We start from the raw sequence: 19,891 nt of genomic DNA on the forward strand, positions 1-19,891 counted from the left end.
ATGGCCGGTGGCGTCGCGGGCATGGCGGGCAAGTTGCTCGGTGCGCAGGACGACCTGGTGCCCGTGCCCATCTACCGGATCACAAAGGACGGCAAAGACATAACGGGCGCGTTCACCGGCCGGCTTATCAGCTTGACTCTGGAGGAAAACCGGGGATTCGAAGCGGACCAGCTCGATATCGAACTGGACGACGCCGACGGCTCGCTCGAGCTACCATCGCGCGGTGCAAAACTTGCGGTTGCGTTCGGGTGGAAACACGAGGGCCTCATCGACAAGGGGAAGTTCACCGTCGATGAGATCACCCATACTGGCCCGCCTGACCGCATCGTCATTCGCGCGCGCAGCGCCGATCTGCGCTCCGGTCTGACGAAAAAGCGGGAATCGTCGTATCACAACGTTTCGGTGCTTGACCTGGTCAACCTGATTGCCCAACGACACAACCTCGGCGCGATGGTCGCCTCGGCGCTAGCAAATCAGTTGCTGTCGCACATCGACCAGACCGGTGAATCGGACGCGAGCTTTCTAACCCGCGTGGCGGGGATGTTCGACGCAATCGCCACAGTCAAAGCCGACAAACTGCTCTTCACGAAGCTGGGCCAGTCGTCGACGGCATCGGGCAAGCCGCTCGCGCGCCTGACCATCACCCGGCAGCTCGGGGACCAGCATCACTTCTCAGTTGCGGACCGTGAGTCGTTCGATTCCGTGGTTGCGTATTATCAGGACACTCGGGCGGCGAAGAAGGGACAGGTCGTGGTCACGTCGGTGTCGGAGACGAGTACGTCGACGTCGACCAGTGCCGCGAACGGCTCCGGTAAGAAGCGTCAGAAGGCGAAGCCGGAAGCGCCGGTGGTTGAACCAACCGGCAACACGAAAGAGTTGCGGCACACCTACGCCAGCAAGACAAACGCCCTGCGCGCGGCCCGTGCCGAGTGGCAGCGGATTCAACGCGGGGTCGCGACTTTTTCAATGACGCTCGCGCGCGGGAACGCGGAACTGTTCCCGGAAGTGCCGGTGACAGTGCGCGGGTTTAAACCTCAGATCGACAGCACCGATTGGCTGCTCGCGAAGACCCGACATACCCTTGATGCGAACAGCGGATTCACGACACAGATCGAGCTGGAGATTAAGGCGACGGAAGTGCCTGACGAGAAGGACGGCGACTAACCGCTACTCGACGCGAGCCGGAAACCAGCTCGCGCCCTTGTGCCGGTCACTTTCCCGACACTCTCGGCCTTGATTCCCCGGTACGACGATAAGACTGCCCACGGAGAACGCCCGCCCGTCGTAATGGCAAAGAGGGGGGTCACCAGGTGTCATGGCCACGACCACCACGGCGAAGACAAGCGCCAGCACGATGGCGCCAAATATCACGGGCGCCCATCGTGCCCACCTCCAAGCCCTTTCTGAGCAGTTGGCGCATACCGGACCACACCGAGTCAACGCGGGGGCCGTCATGGGGCTGTTTGCCGCGTTGCGCGGCGTGAGTTGGTCACCATCATCGCTGACATCGGTCGCAAGTTGTACCGCAGCCTGAAGGCGCTGCCTCTGCACGTCATCGCTACTTGATCGCACGCCGACTGAAGATCGGGTGGTAACACTGAAGTCGTGACCGGCAACGTTCCCGACGTCACCCAAAAAAAAATCTGTTGCCTGACCATGCCTCGCTAAACCCCGAATTGCGTGATAGGTCAGTCTGGTCGGCTACTGCTCTTACTTCTTCTTATCGACGCCGACGACCTTTCGCGTTTTGACACTCACGTCGCCAACGTTCTGATTGCCAATCGTGGCGCCGCCGAAATTCATCTGGTACTTGCTACTGCTTGGTGCAGCACCCGCCGTCAGTGCGGCGATGGCTGCGGCTTTCACAACATCCGGCGCATCTCTATAACGGCGCACCAAATCCAATTCGTCCGCCGACATCTGCGTCACGTCATGGCGCCCTGTGACCAAGTAGAGGACGTCAACGCCAAGCGCCGAGATCGCCTCTAGGTATCCGGAATCGGGCTTCCGTGACCCGTTTTCATAGTTGATCTGCGCGTCACGTTTCACGCCGCCGTGGACAGCGAACTGCTCCTGACTAAGGCCAATTCGCTTTCGCTCAGCCTTGAGTCGATCACTAAAAGTGGTCATACGAATACTTTCACGTTGACATGTGGCCGAACGACCACTATCATTCATTTTGTGCAAGGTTAATTCTCCCAAGTATATCGCCATGACCTCTGAAAAGAAGCCACTGCGCCGCTCACCGCGCGGCGTAATGTCGGACAAACCGCTTTACACCCGCCTCACTTCCAGCGAGCGCGACGAAGTTCTTAGCGTCTCGAACGCGGAACGCTGCTCGGCCTCGAGCACTGTCCGCAGCCTCGTACTGCTCGGCCTCTCCGTCTACAAGGCGAAGGCCACCGCCCGTTCCTGATCGCTCCGAATGGAGGCCACCGTGTATCTCGATCCGAAAAGTGTCCGCGACAACCGTATGACGCTGCGGCTCAACGACGCTGAGCTGGCCGTCATCACATCGATGGCGCAGTACCTCGGCGAACAGCCGGCGACGCTCGCCCGCCAGTTACTGCTGCGCCAGGCTTCCGAAGCGTTCGGTCTGGCGAGCAATGTATCGCGCGACGCCGCGTAATCGAAGTCGACGAAGAGCCGCTCATCAGATGCCGGAACTTGAAATTGCCGTCAGCGACAGTGAGCTGGAGTTGATCGAAGAAATCCGTTCGGCACTCAACCTGCCGAGCGTCGAGGAGGCCGCTACGTGGCTGCTGAAGGCCCGTATGCGTGAACAGATGGAGCGTGTCGCCGGTCGGCGCCGAGCCATGTACGAAGTGACCAAGCAAGGAAGCGCGCAATGAAACTGACCTGCCCACACTGCGCGCAGCGGTTGAAGATCCGCACCAGCCGGAAAGTGACTCGCCAGACGAGTCAGTTGTACTACCAGTGCGAGAACGTCGAGTGCGCTTTCACCTGCATGGCGCTCCTCTCCATCGTTCACACACTAGCGCCGAGCCAGTCGCCTGACCCGACCGTGTTTATCCCGGCGGGTAAGGCAAAGCTCCAGCAGAGCGACGTCCGGCAGATGGATCTGCTGAACAGCACCGCGTAACGCGCAAAACCGAATCACCCCAAGTTGCCCCTCGCATCGTGCCCCCTGCGGCGCGAGGGGATTTTTTTGCCCGAATTCTTCGATAGGAGGTTGATGTGTCAAACGCCGTACGCCGCACCTCGCAAACACTTTCCGAACGCCTCGTTGCCGATGAGCAGGCACGCCACGCTCGCCGCATCAAGGAAATCCAACGACTCCAAGTCCGGCTCCGTCTTTTGCACCCGGTGCTAGATGTACTCGAGAACGAACGTGGAATCCGCATCTATCCCGATCTGATCAGCGAAAGCCCTACCGACAGGGCGATTTACATCAGCGCGCTTCTCGGCGACGGCAATCGCCTGCACCAAGAGCTGCTCGCGATGGGATTCAGCGAGCGCGCCCGCCGCGACTACCCGAGTTTTTCAGTGAGGACGGTCAGCAAGGGACGGCTATCCATCACCGTCCACGTTAAGCCGTTGCCCTGCACCAGCCCCTCCTGAAATCGCAATGCCGGTGCCATACGTGTCCGAGCAGGACCTGCGCCGCGCGCTGCGAGAGGTGGATTCCTCTGCGCAATTCGACGCTTACGCGTCGCCGATGTTGCAAACCACTCTTGCTGTTGTGTATCGCGCGCTGTTCAACCGCAGCGCTCGGCAACTGCCAACCCCTCGCGAACTCGTCCACGTCGACGCAAAGCGTCACGCCGCAGGCGACCGCGACTAACCGTAGTAGGAGTAATCATGCGCCACCGCAATACACGTAGTGACCTGATTCACCGCACCGCCCTCGGCGGCTACACCATCGATGGCCCGTACGTCCGCCGGCGCGGCCTCCGTCACGCCATCGCACGCCTCGTCGCATGGATCGGGGGTGCCCGATGAACATTCGCACCTTCGGCCTTCCCGGAGAGTTTCCTGAGTCTCTCGTGCCCGCTGCGGCGATCAACTTCATGATCGCGCATCGAGGCAGGCCGCTCGAGGAGGCTATCGATGCCGGCACCGCACGTGGCTATAGCCCTGTCGTCCGACCGCTGCCCGAAATGGCAGGTGCCTGGACGTACGGATTCGGCATCGTGGTCGAAAGCTGCGTCGTCCCCTTCATCGTTGAACTGTCGGAATTTCCGGCCGGCCACGCTTGAGACGGAGACAGATATGCCAACCAGCAAACACCGGAAGCAACGCCGCGCCTACGTCCCGACCGAGCGTCGCATCCCCATCACGCTTCGCCACAACACTGCGGCTGAGTGCCAGCTCATGTTGGTGCCGCACGAGGAGCTTGAAAAGCTTCGCACGGGCATCGCGACCGAAGAGTCGTGGCACACGCTGGCCTTTCGCATCAACGTCGGCCAGGCGCTTGCCGTTGCCTATTTCACCCCCGACGTGAGAGAGGCGCTTTCGGACGCCGCAATCGCGGTGTCTGAAGTCGGAAAGCGCTATATGCACGACAAGCGCCTCGGCGTTACCGGCGACCAGTTCCGCGCCATCGCGCGTGGCCTGACCCTCACCGACGATTTGCAGAAGATCACCACGCGTCGAGAGCAGCTCGCTGCACATCAGTTCGCTCTTACGACCGCACAACAAGTTCCTGCGGGGGAGGTGTTCTCATGCGCACCGTGAAGGATGACGTCGTCACCGGACAGCCAGTGAAACGAACGCGGCGGGCGTCTTACAGCCCCGCAGAAGCCGACACGCTGCGTCGCCTCTATCCCGACAACACCGCCGCCGCAGTCGCTACAGCGCTCGCGTGGACCGTTCAGAAAGTCTACGGAGTGGCGAACGCGCTCGGCATCCGAAAGAGCGAGGCGTTCCTGTCCAGCGCTTCGTCCGGTCGTACCGATGGCACACGCGGCACGGCCACTCGCTTCGTGAAAGGCCAGCAATCCTGGAACCGAGGCGTGAAGGGCATCTGCGGAGTCCACCCAAACAGCAAAAGAACGCAGTTCAAGAAGGGACAGCGGAGGGGCGCTGCGCAGCGCAATTACGTCCCGGTTGGCTCACACCGCATCTCGGCTGACGGCTATCTGGAGCGCAAGGTCAACGACACGCATCCGGTGCCGGCGCGGCGATGGGTGGCCGTGCATCGCCTCGTGTGGGAGGCCGTGCATGGCCCGGTGATCGAAGGCCACGTCATTTGCTTCCTGCCGGGCAAGAAGACCGCAATCCTTGAATGCATCACCGTCGACGTGCTCGAGCAAGTCAGCCGTGCGGATCTCGCGCGTCGTAATCATCCGCGCAACCACTCCCCGGAGTTCGCCCAGGTTGTACAGCTCAAAGGGGCTATCACACGCCAGGTCAATCGCATCGTTCGCGCCGAGAAGGAGAAGCAATCATGAGCAACAACATCGCCACCGTGCGCCAAGCCCTCATTGACACTCTGGCCGACTTGCGCAGCACCGAGAAGCCGATGGAAGTAGATCGTGCCCGAGCTGTCGCGGATGTGGCTCGCGTATTGGTCGACACGGCCAAGGTGGAAGTCGACTACTTGCGTGTGACTGGGCAGGAAACGGCGCCATTCCTGGACTCAGAAAACAAGCCAGCGCTCCCGCAAGGCATCACCGGCGTTCATCGCCACACGCTGCGATGAGCGCGATGCAGAGGAAAGTCGGTCGCACCGGCCTCGCCAGTGTGGCCGGCGTCTGGTGCGATTCGCCTGACTTCCATGCATGGCTCGAGGAATTGGCAGGGCAACCGTTCACAAAGGCCGATGCTGTTGAGTTCATCTACTTGGCGTGCGAGATCCAATCGCGCTCCGAGCTGGATACCGATGAACGCGCCGCTCGCCTTTTCGTCGAGAAGATCCGACGCCCCTTTCGTGAGTGGCTAGGCGGTAAGCCTGCTGCTCCTGCTCCCCAAAAACGCAACAAGTAATCCCGCCGGCGCAAGCCGGCTTCTCTCATTCAGAACAAAACAATGGCCTCCATCGAGCAACTGAAACAACGCATCAACCTTCACGAGCTTGCGGAACGCCTGGGCCTAAAACGCGGGACAGGCGGCGACAAGGCGCTGTATCACTCGCCCAACCACGAGGACAAGAATCCATCGCTGTCCATCATGCAGGACCACCCCAAGCACGGCACCTGCTGGAAAGATCACAGCGCCGACGCCGGCGGCTCCTGCGTGGACCTCGTCATGTATGCGCGCGGTGGCACAGTAGGCGAGGCAATGCGCTGGCTGCATGAAGCCTTCGGCATCGCCTTCGACAAGCCCGAGGCAAAGGAGCAGGAGCGCAAGTCCACCCTCGACTACATCGCCGATCGGTGCATGGCGGATCGTGACCGCGCTCGCGAATACCTCAAGAGCCGCGAGATCGGCGACGCCGCCATCGATGCCGCCGTCGCAACCCGCTCTCTCGGGTTCAACGACTGGACGAGCCAGAAGCTCGCCGTCGGCAACGTCGGCTACGGTGGCCCCGCTGCCGCGTTCATCGTCCGCACTCAGGACACCGGCCAGATCGTGGCCGTCGATATGCGCTACCTCGACCCGGTTGCCAACGGCAACGTCAAAACGCAGACCCAAGGAGCCAAGGACGGCCACGGCTGGACGGCTGATTGGCGCAAGCTCAAGCGCGCGCACCGCGTCGTCATCGTGGAAAGCGCTGTCAATGCGCTGTCGGTCGACACCTGCGGCATCCCTGGCACTGCATCGTTCGCCGTGCGCGGCATTGGCAACGTCGAGCACATCGACTTTTCGTTTTTGCAGGAAAAGCAGGTCGTGATCTGTTTCGACAACGACGAGCCGATTGCCGAGGGCAAACCGCGCGCGGGCCACCGCCCGGGCCCCGAGGCCGCATGGGCACTGCACGAGCGCCTGACCGCGATGAACATCAGTGCGATGCTTGTCGACCAGGCGCACTGGTCGGCGGATCTCGCCGATGGTTCGACCGAACACAAGCCGATCAATGACGTGAACGATTACCTCCGCCTGCGCGGCGTACAGAAGCTCGTCAAAGCGCTGGAGACAATTGAGCATTGGCTCATCGCAGGCCTCGCCGGCGACACGTCTGTCAAAGGTAAGAAGCGCGTGTTCCTGCCCTCTCACGACTTCGCTCAGTACTGGAAATTCCGCGTGCGCCCCGACTTCACCAGCTATGTAGCGAAGATGAACAAGGAAGAAGGCGCAGAAGCCGAGACGCCGGTAATCGTTGACCTCGCAGGCTTCCGAGTTGCGTCGTTGAGTCGCGTGTCAGTCGCCAGCGCGACGTCAACGATGACGGGAGATCCGGACCAATCCCCCACGGTCTATTTCGCGGTGTCTGTACAAACGCCGCGCCACGGCGCAAAACTCATTCGCAAGGTCATGCTCGATGACCAACTCCACAACGTCGACCAGTGGGGCAAGTTCGGGCCGATCTGGTCGCCTGCGCCGTTCAAGCGAATGGTGAACATCCTTGAGCGCACGGCGCACCTCGGCGCACGTCATGCGGCCAACTTCGTGGGCCTCGCGTGGCGCGACGGCCAACTCATCGTGAACGAAGGCCCGGACTGCTACTTCACCGAAGCCGACAAGCAGTGCCCGTACCACAACCTCACGTTTCCATCCGGCCCGTCCACGGACGCCCGCAAAGTGGTTGTCGCGTACCAGGAGACGTTCCGCCAGAACGCGGCGGCGATCCCCCTGGTCTGGTCACTTGGAGGGCACCTGAAGGCTCTCCTCGGATTCTGGCCGCATATGACCGTGCAGGCGGACAAGGGCGCCGGTAAGTCGACCCTCATCAAGCGCCTCGAGCGAACATTGGCGTTCACGATGTTCTCGGGCCAGAGCCTGCAAACCGAATTCCGCCTGCTGACGAGCATCAGCCACACGAGCCATCCCGTGGGATGGGAGGAACTGTCGGCACGCCGCCAAGACGTCATCGACAAAGCCGTCGGCCTGCTGCAAGAGAACTACCAATACACCGTGACGCGTCGCGGCACCGACATGACCGAATACCTGCTATCCGCGCCGGTCATGCTCGCCGGCGAAGACGTGCCCGTGCGCAGCCTGCTCGGCAAGCTCGTGCGCACCACTTTGACTGGGAAGAAAGGGCCGATGATGCCCGACGACCTGCCGCGCTTCCCTCTGCGCCAGTGGCTTGAGTTTTTGGCCGGACTGAATCGCCTCGAGGTGCTGGCCAAGTATCGCGAGCTGCGCGATTACTGCCTGAGTCGCAGCCGCGCCAGCGGCAGCGACGATGGCGCGATGCGCATGGCCGGCAACTACGCCGGCGTGCTGCTCGCTTGGGGCTACCTGTGCGAGTTCGCCGACATGGACCGCGACGAGGGCGGGTTTCGGAAAGACCTACTGGCCGAGATGAACACGCACATCGCCGAGACTAGCGCCGACCGCGAGCCGTGGGTGTGGATCATGGAGACCGCACTCTCTGAGATCGATGCCAGCAACTTCAAGCACCCCTACGCCTTCGACGACGTCGACGGCGAGCCGTGCTTGCTCGTGCGCACGAGCCACATCATGGACCACATCGCTCACTCCTCTGCCCTGCGCGAGAAATGGAACGGCTTGCCGGTCAAGAGCGACCGCGTGTTCAAGAAACAGATCCAGTCCGCCGGCGTCATGGTCGGCGAGAAAGAACACGAGCGAACCATCCACAACCGACGCGTCAACTACCTGTCGGCAATCTCGCTCCATCGTATTCAGAATTTCGGCCTGGCCGTGGCCGTCCGCAACGACAAGTGAACCCTATGAAATTCTCGTCCTCTCGCGGCGCTTTTTTCGTCAGCTTTGGCCGTCGCATCGGCCGTCGCGTGGTCCTTCGACGCGTGCTTATGATCGCTCTCCAACACCACGACGGTGTTCTGGCCAACTGCGCCTTGTGCCAGCTCGACGGCCTTGCGGGGGCATGGTAATGCCCCGCTTCGTCCCATTCGCGGCCGGCACGGCCGCTGTATTCGATCAATCCACGGCCACCGGGCCAACGGCCCGCCAGGCGCACGCAACGTCCTACGCACGGCTCGCCTGCGCGATTCTCACCGGCAGCACGCGCCTCCATGTGGGTAGCGTGGCCACCGCGCACACGTCGTCCTTCCCCGGCTCCCCCGTACCCCCTGCGAGTGTTGGTAGGGCCGGGGAACAGCCGACCTTGAGGGGGGGGGCTGGCCGAAAGCCGATTTTCCGCAAGGGTATGTCGGGAAGCGCAGATAACTCGTGGATTGCACTGCTCTTTAAAGCTAAGTCATTGATTTTTGAGAAGACATACCCCACGAGTCATGGTGTTTTTTCCACGAGTCGCACCGCTTTTTCCACGAGTCACGTTTTGCGATATTTGGTCCGCCTCTATACCTCTCTTTCTCTTAAATTATTGAAGAAGAAAGAGAAAACAGAGAAGAAAGGGATTGAGCAGCGCACAAACGGGCGTCCACGAGTTGGGAGTCTTTTTCCACGAGTCGGCAACGCTGCCTATTTTTTAATCCACGAGTTTTACCCCCTTCCACGAGTCGACTCGTGGAAACTCGTGGAAATTATTCCCATTAAATTCAATGAATTAACCTCGAATGACGCCCAATCCACGAATCCACGAGTTGCGCTGTGTGTGGTCACCCCATGCGCCTTGCAAGCCGGGGGGGCGTGCTCATGAAATGGGTTAAGCTGAAAAAGTACTGTGAGCTTTCAGGCGACACGCCAGACGCAGTACATGCGAAACGCCGCAAGGGACAGTTTGTCGACGGCGTGCATTGCAGGATCGCCGACGACGGCAACCTGTGGATCAATACAGAGGCGGTGGACCGATGGGTGGAACAAGGGGCGAAGGCGACGGTAAGCGCACTCCGAGGGGTGTGAGAATCCGCACGCATTTGAATGTCGAGTCGCTGCAGATCGACTTCACCTTTCGCGGCGTCAGGTGCCGCGAAAGTCTGCGGCTCGAACCGACAGCGGCCAACATCCGATATGCGGACGGCCTTCGAAGAGAGATCGTTCGAAAGATCGAGCAGGATTCGTTCAAGTACAACGAGTACTTCCCGGAATCACCACGTGCCCGCCTGTTTGGGCACGTCGTCACCAGAGCGACGCTCGGCGAAAGAGCGACTGCATACCTCACGGGCTGTGACCAGGCGGTGAAGAACGGCAAGCTCTCGCCGTCCACGGTCAACGGCTACCGCAAGATCGTTAACGGGCAGATACTGCCGCGCTTCGGCAACGTGCCGCTACGCGAGCTGGGGCCGGCGATGCTGCGTGAGTGGGTCGCCAGCCTGGGCACAACAGCGAAGACTGCGCGCAACGTTGTATCGGTTCTGCGCTCGATCCTTGACGACGCGAAGAACGATGAGCTGATCGAGAGCAATCCGCTCGACCGGATCGCACTGAACAAGCTGCTGGCGACGACAGCCAAGAAATCGGAATACGTAGTGGACCCGTTCGATGCGGACGAGAAGCGCGCCATTCTCAATGCAGCCGAAGGGCAAGCACGCAACCTCTATCAGTTCGCATTGTGGTCAGGACTTCGTACGTCGGAGCTGATTGCCCTCGAATGGGGAGATATCGACTGGATACACGGCTGCGTCAAAGTGCAGCGCGCCGTGGTGGTCAAACAGGAGAAAGGAACGAAGACGGCAGCGGGCACGCGTGAAGTGATGCTGCTGCCGGCAGCGCGTGAGGCCCTTGAGGCGCAGAAAGCCCACACGTTCCTCGCCGGCCACCGCGTGTTCCACAACCCGAAGACCGGTGCCCCCTGGGAGACTGATGCTCAGATTCGGAAGACGTCGTGGATCTACGTCTTGAAGAAAGCCGGCGTGCGCTACCGCAACCCCTACCAGACGCGCCACACGTACGCGTCGACGTTGCTTTCGAAGGGAGAGAATCCCTGGTGGGTCGCCAATCAGATGGGCCATGTGGACGTCGAGATGATCTTCCGGCACTACGGGAAGTGGATTCCGAACAGCCGACACGGCAGCGGGTATCAGCTCGTGAACGACTGGGCCCAGGAAGGTGCCACCGAAGCGCAAAACGGCACGCAGACGGCACGCGGCGACAACGAAAACATCAAAACCCTTACTGGATAAGCATTTGCCGGAACAACTGCGCGGGTTCGATCCCCGCCGGCTCCACCAATATGCTGAATTAACGGACCCTCTCGGGTCCGTTTTTCTTTTTTGCGACGCCGGGCACGCGCCACGGCAACGCCACCTCCCGCCTCCCCTCACTTGCCATCCCTCGACGCCATCCCTATAATTGAGCAATTACTCATTTATAGTTCCTGAAAGTTTCGATGGCTCGCCCTCTCAGTCCGGAAAAACGCGATGCGCTCTTGCAGGCAGCCATGATGGCCGTGGCCGAGCAAGGCGTGCTGGCCACCACGGCCGTCATCGCCAGGCGTGCGGGCGTCGCCGAGGGCACCCTGTTCACTTACTTCGAGAACAAGGAAGTGCTCTTTCAGGAACTCTATCTGCACCTCAAACAAGAGATGGCTGCGGCCATGATGCCGGGCTATCCGCATCAGACCGATGTCCGGCGTCGCGTCGAGCATGTCTTTCAGTGCTACGTCGGTTGGGGGCTGGATAACCCCGCCGGGCGCCTCGCCGTCTCACGCTTGCTAGCTTCGGGCCGGTTGACGGACGAAACCCGTGCACAAGGCGCCACCCTGTTTCTGGACATCCCGCAAATGATGGAAGCGGCCGTACGAGACGGCACCCTGCTGAACGCGCCGATGGCCTTTCTCTACGCGATCATCGAGCGCATCGCGGACACCACCATCGAATCCATCGAGAAATCCCCCGCCGACGCCGCCCATTACCGGCAGATCGGCTTCACCGCGGCGTGGCGCGCAATCACGCCGTAAGTTTTTTTGCCATTTAATTGCGTGAGTACTCATTCATTTTATTAAGAGGTGACGTGATGTCGAAGCAAATGTGGTTCATCACTGGTGCGTCAGGCGGTCTGGGTTTGGCGCTCGCAGAAAAAGTACTGGCCGAAGGCCATCGTGTGATCGCGGCCGTGCGTCGCGTCGATGCCCTGCAAGCACTGCAACAAGCCTGGCCCGAGCAGCTTCAGGTCGAATCGATCGACATGACCGACGTCGCCCGAGTGCAAGCCGTCGCTGCCCGGCATCCAGACGTCGATATCGTCGTGAACAACGCTGGCGGTGCCGTCATCGGCGCCATGGAGGAAATGACCGAAGCGCAGATCGAGCAGCAAATCGCGCTCAACCTGCTCGGCCCGATCCACGTTACGCGTGCCTTTCTCGGCACCATGCGCGCACGTCGTCACGGCACCTTCATTCACATCACGAGCGTCGGCGGACGCGCCACCTTCCCCTGCGGCGCGCTTTACCACGCGGCCAAATTCGGCCTGGAAGGATTTGCCGAAGCCGTGAGTCAGGAGACGGCCGAGTTCGGCATCAAGACGATCCTCATCGAGCCCGGCTCGATCCGCACGAACTTCCTCGCAAACATCCAATGGACGACGGAAATCGACGACTACCGCACGGGTGCTGTCGCCAACTTGCGCACCCTCGTCAAAACACACGGGGACGAAGTCGCCTCCGGCGATCCGGTCAAGATGGCGGACGTCATCTACGGCGTCAGTCAGATGGCCGAACCGCCGCTGCGCACCGTGCTTGGCGCCGACGCCTACGCGGTCCTGGAAGGCACCTACGCGCGTAGTCTCGATGCCTTGAAAGCCCAGAAGGACCTCGCCGCCTCGGTGACCCTCGAAGGCCGCGTCGGTTTTCATCCACAATAAGACCGGCTCGTCCACCACCACGCATCTCGATATGAGCAAGGGAGTGAAATCATGCGCATCGTACTGATCGGCGCGACCGGCATGGTCGGTCAAGGCGTGTTGCGCGCCTGCCTGGCCGCCCGCGACGTCACCGAAGTTCTGGTGGTCGGGCGACGTCCGCTGCCTGCGGGTTACCGTGATCCGCGTATCCAGGTCGTCACCTTGCCGGATCTCGCGGCATTCAAGGCAGACGATCCGGCGTTCCGCGACGTCGACGCCTGCTTCTTCTGTGCCGGGGTCTCCTCCTTCGGCATGACCGAACTGGCCTATCGTGCCGTGACGTACGACCTCACACTCGTCGTCGCGAAGGCGCTGCTTCAGACAAGCCCCAACATGACGATGGTGTACGTATCGGGCGCCGGCGCCGACAGCAGCGAACAGGGCCGCAGCATGTGGGCACGCGTGCGCGGCGAGACCGAGAATGCGTTGCAGCGGTTGCCGTTCAAGCGGGTGGCCATCTTCCGTCCCGGCGCGATCCTGACGGAAGATGGCGTGGAATCACGCACGGCCCTTTACCGACGGCTGTACGTCGTACTCAAACCGCTGTTGCTGCTGGCGCGCTGGATATCGCCGTCGAGCGTGCTCACGACCCGCATCATCGGCGATGCGATGCTGGGCGTGGTCCGACACGGCGCCCCGCACGCGATTCTCACGCCGACCGACATCCATCGGCTCGGCAGAGCGAACGCGACGAACGCAGCGACCGGGGCAAACACCGTTTAGGTCGCCTTCCCCGTCTTCAAACCGAGGAATGGGAACGGCGGCGCGACCTTGAAATCGGCGGACACTTCGCCATTGAACGTGTTGCGCTGATCCTTGCCGAGATCGAGCCGCCTGACGGGCGCACCGGCGGCGAAGTCCACCTTCTTGAGGTCCACCCAGAACGTATTGGGCGTCAGGGCCGACTCGAAGAAATAGAGCATGCGTTTGTGGTCGACCACCGTGCGCCAACGGGTCGACGAGATATTGGGCTCATCCGGGGTGGTGATGCCGTAAGGCACCGAAGCATTGCGAATCACACTGAATACGCTCGCCAAAGCCTGTACCGGATCCTCGCTCTTGGGAATCGCGTTGATGTAGAACGACGCACGCGCAAAGCGATCGGAAGCGCGGTTCGTCCCCGGCAGGAACGTCGTGCCGCCGATCTGCTTCCAGTACGTATTGAGCGCAAGCTGCTCGTCGAAGATCGGTGAATTCGTCATCACCTGATACTGCTTGCCGTGATGAATCACTTGCCGGCCGTTGATGTACTCGATGATCGCGCTGTCACCCGTTTTGTCCGACATGGACAGATGCAGCGTGGTGAGCCGATCCTCGCCCGGCACGTTGTCCGTCACGACCGTGAACGGTTCCTTCGCCAGCGCCGTCACGGCTTCGTCCACCGTCGCAAAGTTATCGAGCACGTACTGCGCCCATGCCGCGATCGTCAGCCCGGGCTTCGAATCCTTGTCGAACTTCGGATATTGCGACTCGACGAGCCACAGCAACTGTGCCGACAGCCCCTTCTCATTGACGCCATCGGTCGTCGATACGTCGTAGCCCGTGGCCACCACGCTGCCGTACTTTGCCGTCCAGCGAATGGAGTTCGGACCGGCTTCACCGGTGCGCGCAATGCCGCGCGGCAATACGTAGAGATTGGTCGCAACGTCGAGCTTCCAGTCCATCGACCGGGCAGTGATGACGTCATCGTTCGCCCCCAGATAGACGACCCGGGTGCAGGCAAGCGTGGACATCGGGGAGAGAACGAGCGCGGCAGAAGCGACAGCGGCGACCAGACGGGGCAATGCCCCGGCGAGCTTGGCAGGCATGGCGATACCTCACGTTAGGGGGAAGGATTCGCAAGAACCGTCAGTATAACGATGGGAATGCGCCAGTCCGCCCGCCCGACGTGTCACTCCACCAAAATCGGATAGAGCGACGCCACGAGCAGCGCCGCCGCCACGCCGTTGAAGATGCGTACCGAGCGCGCATCGGTCAGCACGCGTCGCATCGCAACGCCAAAGCCGGCCCACAGGCCGATACAAGGGGCGCCGAGCATGCCGTAGATCACCGCGAGCAGCGCGACGTCCGGCAAGTGCGACGCGTTGGGCAGATAGGTGCTGATCGCCCCTACCGCCATCACCCACGCTTTCGGATTGACCCACTGAAACGCGGCCGCGCCCACAAATCCCATCGGACGCTCACGTCCCCGGCGCTCACCGTCCATCGGCCCCAAGCGGGCCAGATGCCACGCCAGCCAGAGCAGATAAGCCGCGCCGACATACTTCAATAACGTATGGATGACCGGAAAGCGTACGAACACCGTGTGCAGGCCCGCGCCCGTCAGAAACACCATCAAGGCAAAACCGAAGGCGATCCCCGCCAGATGCGGCAACGTACGGACAAAGCCGTAGTTGAGTCCTGACGTGAGGATCATCATGTTGTTCGGCCCCGGGGTCACCAGGGTAATGACAGCAAAGGCGCAGAAGGCCAGCAGTTGTTCGGTCGTCATGATCGTCGGTCTGAAACAGGTACCGTCGGCACGGCCATCGGCATACGCACAAGGCAACGCGCGAAGCGGCCCACGGAAAAGCACGCGGAGCCACAGCATAGGCACGTGTATCGCCGCGCACCCGGTACAGTTCGCCGAATCCCTGTGGGCCTGTACCGGACGCCGCCCATGACAGTTGCTGCCGCCCCGTCGACACACAGCCCCCCTGCATCCCGGGGGATCGCGCTGTCCACAAGCGGTCACGGTCATGCGAGAATCGACGCAAGCCGTCGACGTGACGCTTCGACGCCATCCCCCGACTCCATCGACACTGCCCGAACGGACGCCCAACGAACGCTCGACACTCACCCGATGCCGCCTCGTCTGCCACCGCTGTCTGCCCTGCGCCTGTTCGAGGCCGCAGGACGCCACCAGAGTTTCAAACGCGCCGCTGCCGAACTCCATCTCACGCCAAGCGCCGTTAGCCACGGCATCGTCGGGCTGGAGCAAACGCTGGGCGTCGCGCTCTTCGTGCGCTCACCGCAAGGGCTCACGCTCACGCCCGAGGGCGTGGACTACCTCGCGTACGTCACCGAAGCGTTCTCGCTGCTGCTCACCGGCACCCGTCGCCTGCCCACGCCGGACGCTTCGCGCGCCATTGCCATCACGTGCGCACCGACGCTCGCCTCGCGCTGGCTGCTGCCGCGTCTGGACATGTTCATGCGGCGCATGCCCGGCGTCGACATCACGGTCGACACGTCGCGCCGCCAGGTCGGCTTTCCCACCGACGGCTTCGACTTCGCCATCCGCCTGTCGCGCGCCCCCGTGGCCAGCGACACGTGGCATCGACTCTTCGGCGAACGGTTCGTGCCGGTGTGCAGCCCCGCTTACCACGCAATGCATGCGGACGAAGACGGCAATATCGACCTGCGCACGGCCACACGCATCCACGTGGGCAGCGCCAGCGAGGACTGGCAGGTCTGGGTCGAAAGCGCGGGGATCGACGATTTCGACACGCGCGGCGGCCTGACCTTCGACAGCATTCAGATGGCCTTCGAGGCCGCCATGATGGGCCTCGGCGTCGTGATCGGGCGCCGTCCGCTGGTCGACGAATACCTGGCCAACGGCGTACTCGTGCCCGCACACGGCATCACCACGCAATCACAAGGCGCCTACTGGCTGATTTGCGCGCCGGACATCGAACCGCACCCCGAATGCGTGGCGTTCCGCGACTGGGTCATCGACCAGGCGGGCACCCATCAAGGTGAATAAAATTCACTCGATGCCACACACAACTCCTTTGCCAGACGGGGATTTCATTGCGAGACTACGGTGAGGAGGACTCATCACCATGTCGCAAACCCCGATTTCAGCATCACCCTCGTTACAGGGCCGCGTCACCCTGATCATTCTCGCCGGCGCGCTGGTACTCAGCGCCGCAATGGGCACCCGACAGACGTTCGGCCTGTTCATCAATCCCTTCTCGTACGATCGCGGCGTGCCTGTCACGCTCGTGGCATTCGCCATCGCATTGCATAACCTCGTGTGGGGCTTCGCACAGCCGTTCGCTGGGGCCATGGCTGACCGTTACGGGCCGGCGCCCGTCGTCGCAGCCGGTGCGCTCGCCTTCGCCGGCGGGCTGGCGATGGCCGCACTGGCGCCGTCCGGCGTCTGGCTCGTGATCGGGCTGGGGGTGCTGGTCGGGTTGGGGATCAGTTGCACGACGTTCGGTGTCGTACTGCCCGCCGTGAGCCGCGCCGTCACGCCCGAAAGACGCACGATGGCCATGGGTCTCGTGAGCGCGGGCGGCTCGCTCGGACAGGTGGCGCTAGTGCCCGTCGCGCAAGGGCTGCGCCAGACGTATGGCGTGTCCACATCGCTTTTCGTACTCGCGCTGGTCCTGTGCTGCGCCGCGCCGCTCGGCCTGTTCATGACGATGCAACGCCGCAGCAAGACCGCAACCGCCGGGACGCCGTCAGGTGTCACGCCCACACCGGCGACGTCGCCCGACGAGGCCCAGGCCGAGCACGTCTCGCTACGCAACGTCCTCCATCAGGCGTGCACCCATCGCGGCTATCAACTCCTGACGCTGGGCTTCTTCACGTGCGGCTTTCAGCTTGCCTTCATCGCCACCCACTTGCCCGGCTATCTGTTGATGTGCCACATGCCTATCGGGCTCGGCGCGACCGCGCTTGCGCTGATCGGGTTGTTCAACATGCTGGGCAGTTGGGCCTGCGGCTGGCTGGGCGGACGCTATCGCCAGCATCATGTGCTCGGCTGGCTGTATCTGATTCGCGGTGCGGCCATCGCCATCTTTTTCCTGCTGCCGAAGACCGACACGAGCGTCGTGATCTTCGCCTCGGTGATGGGACTGACGTGGCTGGGGACAGTACCGCTCACGAGCGGACTGGTTGCGAAGGTCTTCGGCACGCGGCATCTGGGCACGCTCTTCGGCGTGTGCTTCATGAGCCATCAGGTCGGCTCGTTCCTGGGGGCGTGGCTCGGCGGCTTCGTGCTCGACGTCACCGGTTCGTACAACCTGCTGTGGGCCGCGACCGCGATTCTCGGTGCAGTCGCCGCAGCACTTCACTTCCCGATCGACGACGAAAGCATCGTGCCGCCGCTGCGCCAACCGATGCCCGCAGGTGCCTGAGCGAGCCCGAGCGACATCGCAGACGATGTCACAGGCGATGCGCGCTCGCGAGCCGGAAGATTTTCGTCCAGCGTTGTGCGAGCGCGCGGCCGGACATGGGCACGCGCCAGCTCGGCTGCGCATTGTGCGCGAGGTCGAGCGTGAGGGACCACTGGCCGCCCTCACTCACGGGATGCGCGGACGTCACATCCGAGAACACGAAGCGTGTCTCGCGACCGTCGACACGCAACGTGCCCATCTTGCGGTCGGCGTCGAGCGTGAGTTCACCCCAAGCGCCCGAGACACTCACCAGCCGCTTGCCGTCACGTCGCACGCCATGCACCGCGCGATAACGGCGTACGGCATCGACAACCAGCCACACCACGATCAGCACGCATACGACAATCGTCGCGACGGCCGCCAGCGTGCCGAACTGCAACGCCACGGCAGCGTACAGACGCACTGCGCCGTAGACGATGCCCGCCAGTACGACGAGCGCCAGAAGAATGAACGGCACTGTGGCCTCCTTACATCGAAAACGATCGGCAACGAAAAAGCATAGAAAAAGCTCCGCCAGTCGATGTGACCGGCGGAGCTTCATTTCATCACAAGCGCGGCGTCCGTGCCGGCGAGCGTCAGCCGGACATCCCGCCTGGTGCGTCTGTCGCACCTGTCGTGCGTCTCACGGCGAGAGATACGACACGAGATGCGACACGAGACACCACACGCGTGGCGCGATCATCGTTGCGGCTGCGGCGCGGCGCCGACGTCCTTGCGGACTTTGGCGACTTGCGCAGCCGTCACGGCGGGCGCCTTGTTACCCCAGCTAGAACGCACGAACGTCAGCACATCCGCCACATCCTGATCGGTCAGACGATCGTCGAAGCCCGGCATGGCGTAATGCGTCGGCGCCGACTTCGTCCAGGGCATTTCGGCCCCGCGCAGCACGATATGGATGAGCGACGTCGGATCGACCGAATTCACCGTCGAGCTGAGCGCCAGCGTCGGGAATGTCTGCGTGTACCCCTTGCCTGTGCTGCGGTGACACGCCGCACAGTTGTCGAGGAACGTCAGCGCCCCGTTACTCTTGTCGGAACCCGCACGCAGCGCGCGGGCGACAGTGTCGTCGTAGGCAAGCGCCTTGGCGTTCGGGTCGACCGGCTTGAGCGTCTTCAGGTACTTCGCGACCGCCGTCAGGTCGTCGTCGTTCATGTGCTGCGTGCTGTGCTGCACCACATCCGACATACCGCCGAAGGCCGCCGAGTGGTCGTTACGTCCGCCCTTGAGGAACGCCGTAATGTCGCCTTCGCTCCAGTTGCCCAGCCCGTCGGTGACATCGCCGCGCAGGTTCTTCGCGAGGAAGTTGTCGACCACGCCGCCCGACAGGAATGCCGTGCTGTCATCGGTCAACGCTTTCTCCTGCAACGCGAAACCACGCGGCGTGTGGCATGCACTGCAATGGCCGAGCCCTTCGACGAGATAGCGGCCCCGCGCGATCGGATCGTTGTCTGTCGATGCGGCATCGGCGGCGACCGCCGGTGCGAACATCTTGCGCCAGAACGACAACGGCCAGCGCATCGACATCGGCCACGGGATATCCGTCGCCTTGTTCGCCTGTGCGACCGGCTGCACACCGTTCATGAAGTACGCATAGAGCGCCTTCACATCGGCCGGACGCACTTTCGCGTACGAGGTGTACGGCATGGCCGGGTACAACGTCGAGCCACTCTTGGCAATGCCGTGCCGCACGGCGCGGTCGAAGTCTTCGAGGCTGTAGCTGCCAATGCCGGTGTCCTTGTCCGGCGTGATGTTCGTCGAATAGATCGTGCCGATGGGCGACGCGATCGGCAGGCCACCCGCGAATGGCTTGCCCTTCGGCGCCGTGTGACAGGCGGCGCAGTCGGCCGCACGCGCCAGATACTCTCCCTGACGGACGAGCTGCGCCTGCGGGTCGTTCGCCGCCGGTGTCTGGGGCTGCGTACCAGCGTCCATCGTTA

General features: G+C 62.3%; 25 protein-coding genes. 20 read left to right on the plus strand and 5 right to left on the minus strand.

Translation table 11 applies throughout. The annotated features are described in order from the left end of the window. A complete protein-coding gene (locus tag C5N93_RS12830; protein WP_242559690.1) occupies positions 1-1,164 on the plus strand; it encodes a phage late control D family protein in 1,164 nt (387 codons plus the stop codon). 546 nt (positions 1,165-1,710) lie between these two features. Here the strand turns inward: C5N93_RS12830 and C5N93_RS12835 are convergent. Further along, positions 1,711-2,268 carry a helix-turn-helix transcriptional regulator gene (locus C5N93_RS12835; protein WP_242559548.1) on the minus strand — a complete coding sequence of 186 codons (558 nt, stop codon included), beginning with the start codon at positions 2,266-2,268 and terminating at the stop codon, positions 1,711-1,713. A gap of 169 nt (positions 2,269-2,437) precedes the next feature. Here C5N93_RS12835 and C5N93_RS12840 point away from each other — a divergent pair, with 169 nt between their 5' ends. The 17 genes from C5N93_RS12840 (at position 2,438) to C5N93_RS12920 (ending at position 13,515) form a co-directional block, all read left to right on the plus strand. Further along, a complete protein-coding gene (locus C5N93_RS12840) occupies positions 2,438-2,629 on the plus strand; it encodes a hypothetical protein (RefSeq protein ID WP_150627474.1) in 192 nt (63 codons plus the stop codon). Between the two features lie 28 nt (positions 2,630-2,657). Beyond that, positions 2,658-2,852, plus strand: coding sequence for a hypothetical protein (locus C5N93_RS12845; RefSeq protein ID WP_242559549.1), 195 nt, complete (start codon positions 2,658-2,660; stop codon positions 2,850-2,852). Beyond that, positions 2,849-3,103, plus strand: coding sequence for an ogr/Delta-like zinc finger family protein (locus tag C5N93_RS12850; protein ID WP_242559550.1), 255 nt, complete (start codon positions 2,849-2,851; stop codon positions 3,101-3,103). The genes C5N93_RS12845 and C5N93_RS12850 overlap by 4 nt, the downstream gene beginning before the upstream one ends. 95 nt (positions 3,104-3,198) lie before the next feature. Continuing rightward, positions 3,199-3,582, plus strand: a complete 384-nt coding sequence (locus tag C5N93_RS12855; RefSeq protein WP_242559551.1) for a hypothetical protein — start codon at positions 3,199-3,201, stop codon at positions 3,580-3,582. Positions 3,583-3,604: 22 nt separating this feature from the next. Beyond that, positions 3,605-3,805, plus strand: a complete 201-nt coding sequence (locus C5N93_RS12860; RefSeq protein ID WP_242559552.1) for a hypothetical protein — start codon at positions 3,605-3,607, stop codon at positions 3,803-3,805. A gap of 17 nt (positions 3,806-3,822) precedes the next feature. Beyond that, the gene (locus C5N93_RS12865) at positions 3,823-3,963 is read left to right on the plus strand and encodes a hypothetical protein (RefSeq protein ID WP_242559553.1); all 141 of its coding nucleotides are present in this window, start codon (positions 3,823-3,825) and stop codon (positions 3,961-3,963) included. Next, on the plus strand, positions 3,960-4,220 hold the full coding sequence (locus tag C5N93_RS12870; protein ID WP_242559554.1) for a hypothetical protein: 261 nt from the start codon (positions 3,960-3,962) through the stop codon (positions 4,218-4,220). The genes C5N93_RS12865 and C5N93_RS12870 overlap by 4 nt, the downstream gene beginning before the upstream one ends. Positions 4,221-4,335: 115 nt before the next feature. Further along, complete coding sequence (locus C5N93_RS12875; RefSeq protein ID WP_242559555.1) at positions 4,336-4,698, plus strand: hypothetical protein; 363 nt, start codon at positions 4,336-4,338, stop codon at positions 4,696-4,698. Then, positions 4,686-5,414, plus strand: a complete 729-nt coding sequence (locus C5N93_RS12880) for an HNH endonuclease (protein ID WP_242559556.1) — start codon at positions 4,686-4,688, stop codon at positions 5,412-5,414. The genes C5N93_RS12875 and C5N93_RS12880 overlap by 13 nt, the downstream gene beginning before the upstream one ends. Next, positions 5,411-5,665, plus strand: a complete 255-nt coding sequence (locus tag C5N93_RS12885; protein WP_242559557.1) for a hypothetical protein — start codon at positions 5,411-5,413, stop codon at positions 5,663-5,665. The genes C5N93_RS12880 and C5N93_RS12885 overlap by 4 nt, the downstream gene beginning before the upstream one ends. Continuing rightward, positions 5,662-5,949: a hypothetical protein gene (locus C5N93_RS12890; RefSeq protein ID WP_242559558.1), complete on the plus strand. Its 288-nt coding sequence runs from the start codon at positions 5,662-5,664 to the stop codon at positions 5,947-5,949. Before C5N93_RS12885 ends, C5N93_RS12890 begins: the two co-directional genes overlap by 4 nt. A gap of 42 nt (positions 5,950-5,991) precedes the next feature. Then, complete coding sequence (locus C5N93_RS12895; protein ID WP_242559559.1) at positions 5,992-8,754, plus strand: toprim domain-containing protein; 2,763 nt, start codon at positions 5,992-5,994, stop codon at positions 8,752-8,754. Between the two features lie 894 nt (positions 8,755-9,648). Then, positions 9,649-9,855, plus strand: a complete 207-nt coding sequence (locus C5N93_RS12900) for an excisionase family protein (protein ID WP_242559560.1) — start codon at positions 9,649-9,651, stop codon at positions 9,853-9,855. Then, on the plus strand, positions 9,852-11,075 hold the full coding sequence (locus tag C5N93_RS12905) for a DUF3596 domain-containing protein (protein ID WP_242559561.1): 1,224 nt from the start codon (positions 9,852-9,854) through the stop codon (positions 11,073-11,075). The genes C5N93_RS12900 and C5N93_RS12905 overlap by 4 nt, the downstream gene beginning before the upstream one ends. A 206-nt stretch (positions 11,076-11,281) precedes the next feature. Beyond that, a complete protein-coding gene (locus tag C5N93_RS12910; protein WP_242559562.1) occupies positions 11,282-11,851 on the plus strand; it encodes a TetR/AcrR family transcriptional regulator in 570 nt (189 codons plus the stop codon). 56 nt (positions 11,852-11,907) lie between these two features. After that, positions 11,908-12,753 (plus strand): SDR family NAD(P)-dependent oxidoreductase, encoded by an 846-nt coding sequence (locus tag C5N93_RS12915; RefSeq protein WP_242559563.1) that lies wholly within the window; start codon positions 11,908-11,910, stop codon positions 12,751-12,753. Between the two features lie 51 nt (positions 12,754-12,804). Then, entirely contained in the window at positions 12,805-13,515 is a 711-nt protein-coding gene (locus C5N93_RS12920) for a semialdehyde dehydrogenase (protein ID WP_242559564.1), read from the plus strand. Here C5N93_RS12920 and C5N93_RS12925 read toward each other — a convergent pair. Further along, entirely contained in the window at positions 13,512-14,525 is a 1,014-nt protein-coding gene (locus C5N93_RS12925; RefSeq protein ID WP_242559691.1) for a linear amide C-N hydrolase, read from the minus strand. The two genes, C5N93_RS12920 and C5N93_RS12925, sit on opposite strands and share 4 nt — an antisense overlap. 158 nt (positions 14,526-14,683) lie before the next feature. Next, on the minus strand, positions 14,684-15,283 hold the full coding sequence (locus tag C5N93_RS12930; RefSeq protein WP_242559565.1) for a LysE family translocator: 600 nt from the start codon (positions 15,281-15,283) through the stop codon (positions 14,684-14,686). Positions 15,284-15,634: 351 nt separating this feature from the next. On the opposite strand from C5N93_RS12930, the gene C5N93_RS12935 reads away from it, so the two are divergent. Together C5N93_RS12935 and C5N93_RS12940 are read left to right on the plus strand one after the other, a co-directional pair. Continuing rightward, complete coding sequence (locus tag C5N93_RS12935) at positions 15,635-16,534, plus strand: LysR substrate-binding domain-containing protein (RefSeq protein WP_150721875.1); 900 nt, start codon at positions 15,635-15,637, stop codon at positions 16,532-16,534. A 79-nt stretch (positions 16,535-16,613) separates the two neighbouring features. Further along, positions 16,614-17,915 (plus strand): MFS transporter, encoded by a 1,302-nt coding sequence (locus C5N93_RS12940; RefSeq protein WP_242559566.1) that lies wholly within the window; start codon positions 16,614-16,616, stop codon positions 17,913-17,915. Between the two features lie 28 nt (positions 17,916-17,943). Here C5N93_RS12940 and C5N93_RS12945 read toward each other — a convergent pair whose 3' ends face one another. Together C5N93_RS12945 and C5N93_RS12950 are read right to left on the minus strand one after the other, a co-directional pair. Next, positions 17,944-18,411 carry a hypothetical protein gene (locus C5N93_RS12945; RefSeq protein ID WP_069341779.1) on the minus strand — a complete coding sequence of 156 codons (468 nt, stop codon included), beginning with the start codon at positions 18,409-18,411 and terminating at the stop codon, positions 17,944-17,946. Between the two features lie 221 nt (positions 18,412-18,632). After that, a complete protein-coding gene (locus C5N93_RS12950; RefSeq protein ID WP_242559692.1) occupies positions 18,633-19,886 on the minus strand; it encodes a cytochrome c in 1,254 nt (417 codons plus the stop codon). Positions 19,887-19,891: the final 5 nt, after the last annotated feature.

This window comes from Pandoraea sp. LA3, from assembly GCF_022696215.1.
Taxonomy (GTDB): domain Bacteria; phylum Pseudomonadota; class Gammaproteobacteria; order Burkholderiales; family Burkholderiaceae; genus Pandoraea; species Pandoraea capi.

Bases quoted from the DNA above. Each gene is read 5' to 3' on its own strand.
- C5N93_RS12830 (WP_242559690.1), top strand. From the start codon at position 1: ATGGCCGGTGGCGTCGCGGGCATGGCGGGCAAGTTGCTCGGTGCGCAG.
- C5N93_RS12845 (WP_242559549.1), top strand. From the start codon at position 2,658: ATGCCGGAACTTGAAATTGCCGTCAGCGACAGTGAGCTGGAGTTGATC.
- C5N93_RS12850 (WP_242559550.1), top strand. From the start codon at position 2,849: ATGAAACTGACCTGCCCACACTGCGCGCAGCGGTTGAAGATCCGCACC.
- C5N93_RS12865 (WP_242559553.1), top strand. From the start codon at position 3,823: ATGCGCCACCGCAATACACGTAGTGACCTGATTCACCGCACCGCCCTC.
- C5N93_RS12870 (WP_242559554.1), top strand. From the start codon at position 3,960: ATGAACATTCGCACCTTCGGCCTTCCCGGAGAGTTTCCTGAGTCTCTC.
- C5N93_RS12875 (WP_242559555.1), top strand. From the start codon at position 4,336: ATGTTGGTGCCGCACGAGGAGCTTGAAAAGCTTCGCACGGGCATCGCG.
- C5N93_RS12880 (WP_242559556.1), top strand. From the start codon at position 4,686: ATGCGCACCGTGAAGGATGACGTCGTCACCGGACAGCCAGTGAAACGA.
- C5N93_RS12885 (WP_242559557.1), top strand. From the start codon at position 5,411: ATGAGCAACAACATCGCCACCGTGCGCCAAGCCCTCATTGACACTCTG.
- C5N93_RS12890 (WP_242559558.1), top strand. From the start codon at position 5,662: ATGAGCGCGATGCAGAGGAAAGTCGGTCGCACCGGCCTCGCCAGTGTG.
- C5N93_RS12895 (WP_242559559.1), top strand. From the start codon at position 5,992: ATGGCCTCCATCGAGCAACTGAAACAACGCATCAACCTTCACGAGCTT.
- C5N93_RS12900 (WP_242559560.1), top strand. From the start codon at position 9,649: ATGAAATGGGTTAAGCTGAAAAAGTACTGTGAGCTTTCAGGCGACACG.
- C5N93_RS12910 (WP_242559562.1), top strand. From the start codon at position 11,282: ATGGCTCGCCCTCTCAGTCCGGAAAAACGCGATGCGCTCTTGCAGGCA.
- C5N93_RS12915 (WP_242559563.1), top strand. From the start codon at position 11,908: ATGTCGAAGCAAATGTGGTTCATCACTGGTGCGTCAGGCGGTCTGGGT.
- C5N93_RS12920 (WP_242559564.1), top strand. From the start codon at position 12,805: ATGCGCATCGTACTGATCGGCGCGACCGGCATGGTCGGTCAAGGCGTG.
- C5N93_RS12925 (WP_242559691.1), bottom strand. From the start codon at position 14,525: ATGTCCACGCTTGCCTGCACCCGGGTCGTCTATCTGGGGGCGAACGAT.
- C5N93_RS12930 (WP_242559565.1), bottom strand. From the start codon at position 15,283: ATGACGACCGAACAACTGCTGGCCTTCTGCGCCTTTGCTGTCATTACC.
- C5N93_RS12935 (WP_150721875.1), top strand. From the start codon at position 15,635: ATGCCGCCTCGTCTGCCACCGCTGTCTGCCCTGCGCCTGTTCGAGGCC.
- C5N93_RS12940 (WP_242559566.1), top strand. From the start codon at position 16,614: ATGTCGCAAACCCCGATTTCAGCATCACCCTCGTTACAGGGCCGCGTC.
- C5N93_RS12950 (WP_242559692.1), bottom strand. From the start codon at position 19,886: ATGGACGCTGGTACGCAGCCCCAGACACCGGCGGCGAACGACCCGCAG.